This window comes from Fretibacterium sp. OH1220_COT-178 (assembly GCF_003860125.1).
GTDB lineage: Bacteria > Synergistota > Synergistia > Synergistales > Aminobacteriaceae > CAJPSE01.
Genome location: NZ_RQYL01000022.1, coordinates 16,941 through 29,596, shown reverse-complemented (window position 1 = coordinate 29,596; position 12,656 = coordinate 16,941). Strand labels below are relative to the sequence as shown.

The 12,656-nt window shown below is 58.3% G+C and carries 11 protein-coding genes; 8 read left to right on the top strand and 3 right to left on the bottom strand.

Features of this window, described 5'->3' with window-relative positions; all coding sequences use genetic code 11:
• Window positions 1-158 precede the first annotated feature (158 nt).
• Together EII26_RS09460 and EII26_RS09455 are read right to left on the bottom strand one after the other, a co-directional pair.
• Window positions 159-1,472 (bottom strand): sensor histidine kinase, encoded by a 1,314-nt coding sequence (locus EII26_RS09460; protein ID WP_124888916.1) that lies wholly within the window; start codon window positions 1,470-1,472, stop codon window positions 159-161.
• A gap of 16 nt (window positions 1,473-1,488) precedes the next feature.
• Window positions 1,489-2,199 carry a LytR/AlgR family response regulator transcription factor gene (locus EII26_RS09455; RefSeq protein WP_124888915.1) on the bottom strand — a complete coding sequence of 237 codons (711 nt, stop codon included), beginning with the start codon at window positions 2,197-2,199 and terminating at the stop codon, window positions 1,489-1,491.
• 239 nt (window positions 2,200-2,438) lie between these two features.
• Between EII26_RS09455 and EII26_RS09450 the strand changes: the two genes are divergently transcribed.
• The 6 genes from EII26_RS09450 to EII26_RS09425 all read left to right on the top strand — a co-directional run bounded on the left by EII26_RS09450 (window position 2,439) and on the right by EII26_RS09425 (window position 9,866).
• A complete protein-coding gene (locus tag EII26_RS09450) occupies window positions 2,439-3,857 on the top strand; it encodes an APC family permease (protein ID WP_124888914.1) in 1,419 nt (472 codons plus the stop codon).
• A 90-nt stretch (window positions 3,858-3,947) separates the two neighbouring features.
• Complete coding sequence (locus tag EII26_RS09445; RefSeq protein WP_124888913.1) at window positions 3,948-5,201, top strand: metal-dependent hydrolase family protein; 1,254 nt, start codon at window positions 3,948-3,950, stop codon at window positions 5,199-5,201.
• Window positions 5,202-5,321: 120 nt separating this feature from the next.
• Window positions 5,322-5,606 (top strand): hypothetical protein, encoded by a 285-nt coding sequence (locus EII26_RS09440; RefSeq protein ID WP_124888912.1) that lies wholly within the window; start codon window positions 5,322-5,324, stop codon window positions 5,604-5,606.
• 83 nt (window positions 5,607-5,689) lie between these two features.
• Window positions 5,690-6,706 (top strand): helix-turn-helix transcriptional regulator, encoded by a 1,017-nt coding sequence (locus tag EII26_RS09435; protein WP_158612250.1) that lies wholly within the window; start codon window positions 5,690-5,692, stop codon window positions 6,704-6,706.
• Window positions 6,707-6,734: 28 nt separating this feature from the next.
• A complete protein-coding gene (locus EII26_RS09430; protein WP_124888910.1) occupies window positions 6,735-8,717 on the top strand; it encodes a DUF2779 domain-containing protein in 1,983 nt (660 codons plus the stop codon).
• Window positions 8,718-8,804: 87 nt separating this feature from the next.
• The gene (locus tag EII26_RS09425; protein WP_124888909.1) at window positions 8,805-9,866 is read left to right on the top strand and encodes a hypothetical protein; all 1,062 of its coding nucleotides are present in this window, start codon (window positions 8,805-8,807) and stop codon (window positions 9,864-9,866) included.
• A gap of 115 nt (window positions 9,867-9,981) precedes the next feature.
• Here EII26_RS09425 and EII26_RS09420 read toward each other — a convergent pair whose 3' ends face one another.
• Complete coding sequence (locus tag EII26_RS09420; RefSeq protein WP_124888908.1) at window positions 9,982-10,173, bottom strand: hypothetical protein; 192 nt, start codon at window positions 10,171-10,173, stop codon at window positions 9,982-9,984.
• A gap of 52 nt (window positions 10,174-10,225) precedes the next feature.
• Here EII26_RS09420 and EII26_RS09415 point away from each other — a divergent pair, with 52 nt between their 5' ends.
• Window positions 10,226-10,501, top strand: coding sequence for an ankyrin repeat domain-containing protein (locus EII26_RS09415; protein ID WP_158612249.1), 276 nt, complete (start codon window positions 10,226-10,228; stop codon window positions 10,499-10,501).
• Window positions 10,502-10,619: 118 nt separating this feature from the next.
• Window positions 10,620-12,638 carry an AAA family ATPase gene (locus EII26_RS09410; RefSeq protein ID WP_158612248.1) on the top strand — a complete coding sequence of 673 codons (2,019 nt, stop codon included), beginning with the start codon at window positions 10,620-10,622 and terminating at the stop codon, window positions 12,636-12,638.
• Window positions 12,639-12,656: the final 18 nt, after the last annotated feature.

The following is a 12,656-nucleotide window of genomic DNA, read 5'->3' as shown; positions in this document are numbered from 1 at the left end:
ATACCACAAAACGAAGGATTTTCCTATGGGGATTGAGCTGAAGGGTCACGAAAGGCGGATTTGTTGTAACGAATGGTACGGGCGTAAAGCCGCGTCCCATTCCGGCCGCTTTCAGACAGCAGGCAAGGAAGCGGCGAAGAGACGATTGGGAAAGGATATCAGGCGGGTTCCCCGAGACGCAGCAGGACCGAAACGGAAAAGATGCTGGGGTCGTGTTGGATGTCCAGAGTTCCGTGGTGGCGTTCGACCACGTCTTTGACGTTGAAGAGACCCAGGCCGCTGATCTTGCGGTTCTTTTTGAGGGACTCGTAGCGCTCGTGGTTCTGGCGCAGCACCCCGTTGTAGGTGTTCCGGACGGAGAGGAGAAGATTGCTCCCTTTGAGTCCGCCGCGGATGGAGATCGACCGCGGCGTCTTTTCCTCCTCAATGCGCCGACAGGCCTCGATGGCGTTGTCCAGGAGGTTCCCCAGCAGGATGCAAAGGTCCAGGTCGTCCATGGGGAGGGAGGAGGGCAGTTCGATACGGGCGTTCAGGGAGATGCCGGCCGAGCGTATCTCGTCGTATTTTGCGCCGAGGAGGATGTCGGCGACGCTGTTCTCGCAGAACTTGTGGTGCCGCGCCGAGACGATGCGGCTGTAGAGTCCGGATGCATATTCGTAGGCGGAGCCGTAACTGCCCTTCTCGATCATGGACTTGATGCAGAGCATGTGGTTCTGGATGTCGTGGCGGATGGCCTGAATCTCCTTTTGATGAGCTCCCATCTGTGTGTAGTAGCGGGACTGCATTTCGAGCTGCTGGCGGAGCATCTCGGTCCGATAGTAATGCGTGTTGCTCTGTTGGGCCTTGTTGATGAAGAAGAAGAGAAAGAGCGTGGTGCAGAGCAGCAGCAGCGCGGCTTCGACGTAAATATGGAGGCTGTCTGCGACCGCTCCGTGGTTCCAGAAGAGCCAGAGCACCAGGAGGCTGTTGGCGACAGTGACGATGCAGAGGAGGGAGTTGCTCAGCCAGTTGAGCCGCCGGTTCCGGATGTTGCGCAGCTGGGTGATGATGAAGGCCGCAGCTGCGACGAAGCAGCAGGAAAGAATCTGGTCGAAAGGTCCCATCACCAGGCGGAACGGGATGTCGGGAAGACGACTTTGCGAGAGGGCCGAGGTCAGGGCCACCGCCAGGACCTTGCAGACGTAGTTGAGCAGGACGAAAGCGAAGGCGGCTGCGCCGCGGATCTGGTTGCTTCCGTGGTAGAAGAGGAAGACGGTCGAGAGGGCGAAGGCCGCGTACAGCGGGGCGGTGGAGAACAGTGGGCACTGCAGGGCGTAGGAGGCGAATTGGAACAGGTAATAGATAACCATCCCTCCGGCATAGACTACGCTGTGGCGCTCGTTGCGCCGCAGGAGTGCCCGGAAGAACATATGAAAAATGAAGGTTTCTCCGGCGGAGAGTACCAGGTATGCGGTCAGATCCTGAAGGCTCATGTTCGAAGGTCCGGTGTCAGAGCGCGTCCAGTCCGTGACGCAGAACCGCCGTCTGGGCGGTCTTTCCGTACTGCCTTCCCAAGGGTATCGAGGAGCCGTTGTCCAGGCGGACGGTCTCCTTATAGATGCATTCGACGTGGCTCAGGTTGGTGACGTAGCTCTTGTGGACGCGCACAAACCCGTGTTTCTCCAGTTTTTCCGCTATCTCGCCGATACGCCCGGTGAAGCTGTATTCCCCCTTGACCGTGTGGAGCACGACCGTTCGCCTGAAGGATTCGAAGTAAAGGATGGATTCGTTGGGGACTTTCACGAGGCCGGAGCTGCACGTGAAGGTGAAGTAACGCTTCGGGGAGTCCCGCAGCCTCAGCAGGTGGGCGGCACTGAGCAGGAAGTCCTCCTTGTCCACGGGCTTGAGCAGGTAGCGGTAGGCCTGTACGGTGTAGCCCTCCAGGGCGTACTCCGCCGTGGCCGTGACGAAGAGCAGAGGGACCTCCGAGTCCAGCTTGCGGATCTCGCGTGCCGTGTCCAGGCCGTTGATGTTGTCCATACGCATATCCAGCACGACGAGGTTGAAACGCTCACCGCCCTGATAGGCCTGAAGCAATTTGCGTCCGCAGGAGAAAGGCATGATCCCCACATTGATGCTTTGGGTGCGCAGCTCCTTCAAGTAGCCGCCGAGCAGTTCCAGATCGCAGGAGTTATCATCGCAGATCGCAACGTAATGCACCGTAGATCCCCCCTCAGTCTCTCGGTTTGCGGTCGTGCGGTTGGAGCCCCCGTCAGGTGCAGTATATCATTAAATTGGGTGGGATCCGGCAGGACCGTACCGTAGTTTCGATGCACCGAAACCGTTGTTGATGACAAATCGCTGGACTTCTCGCGGCGCCGTATTAAATTGATGTCGATTGAGGCCATGAGTTTCTGGCCTTGGCCGTGCAGTCAATCTCTGAAAGGGGGCATGCGGGAATGTCGCAGTCGGAACATGCGCCGGGAATGAAGAAAACGCTTACCAACTGGAACTTTTTTACCATAGGTTTTGGGGCCATCATCGGGACAGGATGGGTGCTCCTGGTCGGGGACTGGATGGTCATCGGGGGAGGGCCGGTTGCCGCCATGATAGCCTTTGCCATCGGTGCGGTGTTTCTGCTGCCGATCGGCGCGGTATTTGGGGAGCTGACGGCGGCCATCCCGATCTCCGGGGGGATCGTCGAGTACGTGGACCGTACCTTCGGGCCCACGATGTCCCATATCACCGGCTGGTTCCTCGCCCTGGGCAACGGCATCCTGTGTCCGTGGGAGGCCATCGCCATCTCCACGCTGGTCTCCGACATGTTCGGCGACTTCTTCCCCATCCTGAGGTCGGTAAAGCTCTATACGATCCTCGGGGCGGACGTCTACCTCTTTCCGACCCTCATCGCCCTGATGTTCGCCTCTTACGTGGTGATGATGAACCTCAGAGGGGCCTCCTCGGCGGCCAAGCTTCAGGCGTTTCTCGCCAAAGCCCTGCTTTGCGGCATGCTGCTCGCCATGGGGATCTCCTTCGTCAAGGGCGGTCCGTCGAACGCTCTGCCGGTCTTCACCCAGGTCCAGGGCGCGATGACGAGCACCAGGGTGGTGAGCCTCTGGGCCGGCGTCCTGGCCGTGCTCGTCATGACGCCGTTCTTCTACGCCGGGTTCGACACCGTTCCGCAGCAGGCCGAGGAGGCGGCGGAGGGGCTGGACTGGAACAAGTTCGGCAAGGTCATCAGCATGGCGCTGCTCGCGTCCGGCGTGTTCTACATGGTCTGCATCTACTCGTTCGGGACGATCATCCCGTGGACCGAGTTCGTGAAGAGTCCCGTCCCCGCGCTCTCGTGCCTGCGCAACATCAACATGTGGCTCTACATAGCGATGCTCTGCATTGGTACGCTTGGACCCATGGGGCCGATGAACTCCTTCTTCGGTGCCACCACGCGCATCATGTTGGCCATGGGGCGCAAGGGGCAGCTGCCGGCCGCCTTCCAAAAACTGGACCCCAAGACGGGAATTCCCAAGACGGCCTGCGTGCTGATGGCCGTCTTCACCCTGGCGGGGCCGTTTCTCGGCAAAAAAATGTTGGTCCCGCTGACGAACGTCTCCGCCCTGTCCTTCATCTTCGCTTGTATGATGGTCAGCTTGGCGTGCCTCAAGATGCGCTTCAGTGAGCCCGACCTGCCCAGGCCCTACAAGGTGCCTGGAGGCAAACTGGGAATTCTGGCGGCCTGCGGCGCCGGCGGCATCATCGTCCTTCTGATGGTGGTCCCCTACAGTCCTGCGGCGCTCAATTCGGTGGAATGGAGCATCGTTGCGGGCTGGGTCGCTCTGGGGCTGATCCTGAGGCTTCTGTGTGGTCGAAGAGCTGCTTGAGGGAAAAACGGTTGGGTATCGGACACCGCGCTTTGGATGCTGCTGTCGACAATTCAATTCGCTAACTAAGACTCGAGGAGGGATTGTGTCATGGCTAAGACGGCGTTTGTGGGAGCGTTGCTGATCGATGGTACGGGAGTTCAGCCCGTAAAGGATTCCCTGGTTTTGGTGGACGACCGCAGGATCGAGTACGCGGGGCCGAAGAAGGAGGTCGGAGGGGACTACAAGAAGATCGACGTGTCGGGTAAGACGATCATGCCGGGATTGGTCGACGCCCACCTGCACTTCTCCGGAAACCTCACCGACGACGACAGCGACTGGGTGCTCGAGAACGTCGTCCAGAAGACGGTCGTGGCGGTGCAGCAGGCGCACGAGTGCCTCGAGCGCGGGCTCACCACGGTGGGCGAGATCTCCCGATCCGGGCTTCAGATCCGCGACATGATCGAGGCGGGCGTCATGACGGGGCCGCGTGTAGTGGGGACCGGTCTGGGATTCTGCCGCACCTGCGGCCATGGCGACAGCCACAAGTTGCCGTCCTACTACAACGACGAGTCCCATCCCTGGGCCGAGCGTGTGGACGGTCCCTGGGACCTGCGCAAGGCCGTCCGCAGGCGCCTGCGCGACAATCCTGACGCGATCAAGATCTGGTCCACGGGCGGCGGCATCTGGCGCTGGGACCAGAAGCTGGATCAGCACTACACGTTCGAGGAGATTCAGGCGGTGGTGGACGAGTGCGCCATGGTGCACATCCCCGTGTGGTCCCACGCAGAGGGGTACGGCGGCGCGCTGGACTCGGCCAAGGCGGGCGTTCACCTGATCATCCACGGTCAGACCCTCAACGACGAGTGCCTGGACATCATGGCGAAGAAGGGCATCTACTTCTGTCCCACGATCCAGTTCCTGAACGAGTGGTTCAAGACCTACGCCCCGCCCTACATTCCCGAGGTCCACGACAAGTACGAGGGCGCCACGGTGGCGGAGAAGGAGCTCAACCGCGTCTATGCCAACCTGCGTAAGGCCAAGGAGAAGGGCATCGGCCTGACGATCGGATCGGACTCCTTCTGCTCCAGCCTGACCCCCTACGGCATCACGGCGCTGGGCGAGATGTACTCCTTCGTCGAGAAGGCGGGGATCTCCGAGATGGACACCCTGATGGCCGCCACCAAGATCGGGGCCGAGATGCTGAAGGTGGGGGACGTCACCGGTACGCTCGAGGCCGGAAAGTTCGCCGACCTGCTGGTGCTCTCCGGCAACCCGCTGGAGAACATCCGCAACGTGGCGGTGGAGAAGATGGAGGTCATCATGAAGGAGGGCGCTTTCGTCAAGTGTTGTGCAGGAAAGTAGCCGGATCCGGATAAAATTCGGCAGGGGTCGATAAAAGGACAGGGGCTGCGCCGTTATCGGTGCAGCCCCTGCTGTATGCTGCGGGTGTTCGACAAGGTCCTTCAGAGGAGGCGGGCTGTGATGGAGATGAAGAGAGATTGGACAATTGAGGACGTTCTGAAAAACAATACGGAAATGGCCTTGATCCGGGCGACTCTCACCTGTGCGGACCAGGAGAGTCATACAGCTGCCGACCATATCCATCCCTGGGGTTTTGAGGACGACTGGGCGCCCATCAGGGCACTTTTGACCATGGCCGGCCTCTCCCTGCCCCCGGCACCGGGCCGTAAAAAACTCCACCAACCCAGCAAAGGCGAGTTCGAACTGACGGAACGGTATCTTGCGGAGTACGGACTCAAGGTCTGACTGGCGAATGGGCGGATCCTTCTGCTAAAATGTCGGGGATACAAGCCGTCTTTTGTGAAAAATCCACACGGAGGTGGTCGCCCGTGCGCTGCGCCGGCGGGAGCATTGGGGGGAGGAGCGCGCTACCCCTCTGCATCCTCCAGGTCCAGAAGGACTATTCCGACGAGGAACATCCCCTGACCTCCGGGGCGATCATCCAAAAGCTCGAGGCCGATTACGGCCTGAGTGCGGCACGCAACGCAGTGGGGCGGAACATCTCGCTGCTGTGCGAGCTGGGCTGGGACATCAGCACCTACGAGGAGAACGGTCGGGGCGCGTATCTGCGGACTCGGGAGTTCTCGGACGTCGAGCTGCGGGTCCTCATCGACAGCGTGCTGTCCTCCAAGTACATCCCGCAGGAGGAAGCCGGCATCCTGATCCAAAAGCTGGCCGACCTGGTCAACCGCCACTTCAGAGGACGCCTCCGTCACGTCCACTCCCTGCCCCTCTGGCCCCACCATCGAAACCGGGCGTTCTTCGAGAACCTGGAGCGCATCGAGGCGGCCATAGAAAACCGAAAACAGCTCCGTTTCGTCCTGAACTCCATCGGAGTCAACGGGGAACTGTCACCCCGGGGCGATCGCCCCTATGTCGTGCACCCCTTCGCCATGATCTGCACCAACGGCCAATATTACCTGGTCGGCTGCTACGGCGGCTACGACAACCTCACCCATTACCGGATCGACCGCATGACGGACGTCACGGTTCTGGACGACGGCGCCCGTCCCATCGGAAGCCTTCCGGGCTATCGGGACGGCAAGAGCTTCGACGCGGCGCTCTACGCCCAGGAACACCACTTCATGTTCGGGGGAAAACCCGTGACGGTGGTGCTGAGGATGTCCCGCTCCTGCGCGGGCGACGTGCTGGACGCCTTCGGGAGCCGGGCCGCCATGCGCGTGCTCGATGATGACCGGATGGAGGTTCGCGTCACCGCTGCCCTGGAGGGGATGCGCTTCTTTGCCCTGCAGTTCGGCAACCACTGTGAGGTGGTCTCCCCGCGTAAACTGCGGGAACAGGTCGTGGATGATATCAAAAAGATGGCCGAACGCTACGGCCTCTGATGCGAAACGGCGAAACGATGCGGCATTGATGACGGAGGGATACGGATTGACCCGCTGCCTGACGAAATCCCGCTTCAAGCTCGCTCTGGAGTGTCCCGCCAAGCTCTTTTACACGGGCAAGCCCGAGTACGCCAACCAAAGCCTGGACGACAGTTTTCTTCTCGCCCTGGCGGAGGGAGGCTTTCAGGTGGGGGAGCTGGCGAAACGCTCCTTTCCGGGTGGATATGAGATCGATACTCTGGACACCGAGCAGGCTCTGGCTCGGACCCACGAGCATCTGCGGAAGGAGCAGGTGACGCTCTACGAGGCCGCCTTTGCCGTCGACAATTTCTTTATCCGCGCCGATATTCTGGTGAAGAAGGGGGAACGCCTCGACCTCTACGAGGTGAAGGCCAAGTCCTTCGATTCGTACGGGAGCTCTCCTTTTCTGGGAAAACAGGGCGGGATCACATCCTCCTGGAGACCCTATCTTTACGACGTTGCCTTTCAGAAATACGTCGTCTGTCGAGCATTGCCGCAATATACGGTGCGAGCCCATCTGACGATGGCGGACAAATCCGCGCTCTGCCCGCGGGACGGATTGAACCAGAAATTCCGGGTCGTGCGGGGCCAGGACGGCCGGAAGTCCGTTGTGACCGATCCCGGCCTGAGCGATGCGGACCTGTTCCCCTCCATCCTTTGTCATGTAAACGTGGACGACCTGTGCGACAAAATATATGCGCAGGCGGACAAAGAAATGACGTTTGAGGCCATGGTGGATTTTTATGCCCATCACTACGCCTCCGACATCAAAATTTCCGTTCCCGTATCGACAGCCTGCGCGGGCTGCGAGTTTCAGGCCACGCCCGAGGAGGAAGCCGCAGGACTGAAGAATGGGAAAAAAGAGTGTTGGCGGGACTGCCTGGGGTGGAAGGCAAAGGACTTTGAGACCGAGACCGTGCTGAACATCTGGAATTTCAGACGAAAATCCGACTTGCTCAAGGCCGGCAAGGTGAGGATGACCGACCTTGGAAAGGAGGACGTGGCCCCGCACCCCGACGGAAAGCCGGGACTTTCGCCCAGTGAGCGCCAGTGGATGCAGGTGGAGAAGCACCGAAACGGTGACCGATCCGCTTGGATCGACCGGGAGAACCTCCGTCGGGAGATGGCTGGCTGGTGTTTTCCCCTCCATTTTATCGACTTCGAAACGACCATGGTCGCTATCCCCTTCAACGCCGGACGGCGTCCCTACGAGGGGATAGCCTTCCAATTTTCGCATCATGCGGTCCATCGGGACGGAACGGTGGAGCACTGCGGGGAGTATCTGAATACGGAGCGCGGTATCTTTCCCAACTACGCATTCCTGAGGCGGCTTCGAGAGGAGCTGGATCGGGACTCCGGGACCATCTTTCGTTACTCCAACCACGAGAATACATTCTTGAACCTGATCCACAACCAGCTTCTTGCGGACGCCTCGATTCCGGACAGGGAGGAGCTTTGTGCCTTCATCCGATCGATCACCCATTCCGTGAAGAATGCTGTAAAGCCCTGGGAGGGCGAACGCGACATGGTGGACCTGTGGGAACTGGTCAAACGCTATTACTACGACCCGGCGACCGGGGGCTCCAACTCCATCAAGCAGGTTCTGCCCGCCATCCTGAACCGGTCGCGCTTCCTTCAGGAGAAGTATTCCCGGCCGATCTACGGGGCCGCGGGCGGAATACGAAGCCTGAACTTCAAGGATTGGCGTTGGGTGGAGATGGAGAATGGGATTGTCCTGGATCCCTACAGGCGTCTGCCGCGGATGTTTCGGGATGCTTCGGACAAGGACCTTCGCCTGTTGAGCGACGACGACGAACTGCGCGACGGAGGGGCGGCCCTGACCGCCTACGCGCGGATGCAGTTTGAGGAAATGGGCGACTACGAGCGTGGCGAGATTCGCAGCGCTCTGCTGAAGTATTGCGAGCTGGACACCCTGGCGATGGTGATGCTCTACGAGGGATGGAGGGATTTGCTGGGAGAGGAGGCGTGACGCAGTCCTCATGGCAGTGCGGCTGTTGAGTTTTCGAGGGAGAACGCAGGAATAATCTTGGACTGGAAATTGTAAAGGGGATCAGTCATGAAGGTGCACTATTTTCAACGCTATCACCAAAAAGAAAATGTGGCTACGGCGAATACGCTGCTCCTGATTTCAAGGCTTTACGATCTTTCACCCAGAATATTTTTTAATTTTTTCAGGACTCTTGGTTTCTTTCAAAACGAGGACCTTGAATTATCTCTGGCTTTGCAGAAAAAGGATAAAAAAAGCATACCAGACGCCGTTATTTCTCAACCCGGCTTCAAAATCCTTATAGAGACAAAACGCGGTGATCACTTTGATTTAAAACAGCTGGAGAACCATTTAGACGGGTTTGAAAATGAAAGATACAAATATAAACGGCTGTTGACTCTATCCTCAGGGCCAATGCCAGATAACGAGAAAAGAGAGTTGGAAACTCTAATCAGGAATTGTAATGCACAACTCAATACAAACTGTAAAGATCAAAATAAAGAATTTGTTGAACACAAACACATTCTGTTTGACGATTTGATAGAAGCTGCTTTCGAGGTTGTCGACGAAAAAGATCCTCTTATAACAGAAATAATTAACGACTATCAAGAGTATTGCTATGATAGCGAACTTATTTCAGACGCTGAGAACAGGATGCGTGCGCATACTTCAGGCAGCAGCATGGAACTCAATAAAGAACTGAATCTGTACTACAACGGAGCAGATAAAGGCTGGAAAGGGCAAAGCTACATAGGCCTTTATGCCAATAAGGCCGTTCGGGCCATAGGCAAAATCGAGAAGATCGTGGTCGTGGAATCGCGGAACGGCTCCTTGGAGAAATTGGCGTTCCAACCTGAAAAACCTGAATATCGACCAACGGATGAGGAGAAGAATCGTATTCGAAAAGCTATCGATAGAGCCAAGACATTGGGGCATAATCTTCTGGCCTCACCTCAAAGGTTTTTCTTGGTCGATAACTTCTATGAGACGGATTTTAAAGCAATAGACAGTTGGATTCAACGCGAAAAGATTTTTAAATTAACAGATTTTCTTGGAAAACCTCTGCCAGAGAGCACGGAAAAAATTGCCGAACTGCTCAAACAAAAGACCTGGAGTAAATTGGGTTCTTAAAGCTGCGCTTTCTCTTTCGGTGAGGTTTATTACCCCCCTGCCCCAGTATCGGTGCGGGGGGTTCTGTATACTCCCTCTCGTCAAAAATCATGGGAGGGTGATGGGCATGGTGCACTCAAGGAACAAGGCCGAAGGGGGCGGAGTTTGGGACAGACGCGAGTGGACGGCGGAGGAAACGCAGCCGGGCAATAAGGATGGGAAGGAAGTTTTTCCGGTTCCTCCCAATGAATTTGCCCTGCTCTGCCATTACGGAGCGCTCGAGGAGGTCGTAGAACAGATCAAAAAGGGCGCGGACGTCAACGCCCATGGCGTCCTCCTGTACCAAAATAACAAGAATATGCGTTTCCTCACCACCCCCCTTGTTCGAGGCGGTAGTCCACAATACTCCCGAGGTCGTGTCGGCACTGCTTGAAGCCGGTGCTAAGGTCAACATCCAGAACCTGAGCGCCATGACACCCCTGGCATTGGCGGCTTCACGCGGCACCGATCTTGAGACGGTCAAGCTGCTGCTCCAATTTGGAGCGGACATCGAGGAAATGAGTCCTCTGTGGCATGCCATCGATTACGCGAGGGAAAACACAGCGCTTGAGGGCACGGATGTCCTTCAGATGCTCGAACGTTCCAGTCCCATTTAAGCAACTTCCCCCCCTTTTTTCCGAAAAATGAAGACCGATAGGGTTCTCCATGTACTGATATCGGTGCATGGGGACCCGTATACTTCCTCCTATCGAGAATAATGGGAGGATGATGACGATGCTGTTCTATAAGATCGAGATGGAGAGCGACAGGGCATTGGAGAGCAGCGAGCAAAAGATGAGGAAAACCAGGGCCAGGATCAAGGAAGGGACTGTGGAGGCCAACGAGAGATTCAGGGGAGAGATGAACTTTTTCGTGTCCGAGATCCAGGACCGGAAGGTCTCTATCGGGGCTGCGGTGTTTGTGGAGGCCAGTACCGCGGAGTGGTTCGACCTGATGAGGGGGTTGGCTCACTTCTGCAGGAAGATAGAGCTCCAGGGCAGGATTACCGACTTCGAGGAGACCACTATAAGGGAGTTCTCCAGGATGTTGTATGGCGCCGACAGGAGGGATTACATCGAGGACGATGACGGGTACAAGTCAGACCTCGACATGGATTTTATCGATGGCTGTCGCTGCAGCGAATGCAGCGAGATGCTGATTCCCGAGCCACTCACGAAGAGAGCGGCCCTCACCGAAGCGAGCCGCCTGCTCTGCGGTGCCTCCTTCAGGCCGGAGATCGAGCGGATCTTCGACCCTCGTGCCCCAAAGAACTTCGTGGGAAACCCGGTTCATTACGTCCTGGCCTCGGACGACCCTAAAGTCCGCCACTCCATGCGGGAACTACTGCTGGGGGCCCTGCTCCAAAGGCGTCGCCTGCTGGGCAAACGGTACTGTGTCCTGAACCTGAGCCCCGACAGCAGCTATTACGCAAGGAAACTGAACGACATCTATCAGTCCCAAAAGGGGTGTGCTCTGGTGCTGTCCCTTACGGGAGAGTTTGCAGAAGAGTCGCAGTATGCCAGCGCCTCTTTCGAGTTTGTCGCATCCCTGGGCGAGAAGGTGGCCGAATTTCGCCGCGACACCCTCACCATCCTGGAGATGCGGCGGTCGGACGAGCGGCTGTACCATCGACTGATGGAGGAGCTCCCCAATATCACCTTTGTCAGGTTGGACGAGGAGATCGTCTTCAATCGTGCGGCCCGGGGATACCTGAGGCGGCTGGCCGGAAAGAACGGCGTCAAGGACTGCACGTCCCTCCTCAAGGCCCTGCCCCGGCCGGACTCCGGCCACCTCACCACCGGCCTCAACACGCTGTTCGATAAATGGTACGACAGCTATCTCAAAACCGAGCTCCACGTCCAGTACCGCAACCTGGCCACCGAGGGCACCAAGAGGGTGTCCAAACCCAAGGGGGACGCCTACAGGGACCTGATGGAGATGGCGGGGCTCCGGCCCGTCAAGGAGGTCATCCTGCAGGCCGTTCGGTTCCACAAAGCTCAAAAGCTGTTTGCGGATCGGGGGATCGGCACCAAAAGGCCGTCGATGCACATGGTCTTCGCCGGGAACCCCGGCACGGCCAAGACGACCGTCGCCCGCCTCATGGCGCAGATCATGAAGGACAACGGGCTGCTCTCCGTGGGAGGCCTGGTGGAGGTCGGCCGGGCCGACCTGGTGGGCAAGTACGTGGGTTGGACCGCGCAGATCGTCAAGAAGAAGTTCAGGGAGGCCAAGGGCTCGGTCCTCTTCATCGACGAGGCGTACTCCCTGGTGGACGAGCGCGGGGGGCTCTACGGGGACGAGGCCATCAACACGATCGTCCAGGAGATGGAGAACGCCCGGGACGACACGGTGGTGGTCTTCGCCGGGTACCCGGACCGCATGAGGGAGTTCGTGGAGCGCAATCCGGGGCTGAAGAGCCGTGTGGCCTTCCACGTCGATTTCCCCGACTACACGCCGGACGAGCTCCTGGAGATCTTCGGCCTCATCCTGAAGAAGAGGGGCCGCAGGGCCGGGCCGGAGACCCTGGAGCGAGCTCGGGTTCTTCTGGAGAGGGCGGCGGGTGAACCGGACTTCGGCAACGGACGTTTTGTTCGAAACCTGGTGGAGCGGGCCGAGATGCGCCAGGCCGATCGCCTGCTCGATCTTCCTCCGGATTCCGTCACGGACCTGGCGATCCAAACCTTCCTGCCCGAGGACCTGGAGGCTCCGGAAAGGGTTGAGGAGGCCAAATCCCCAAAACTTGGCTTTGCGTAGGGGGGAGCCTTGCAGTAC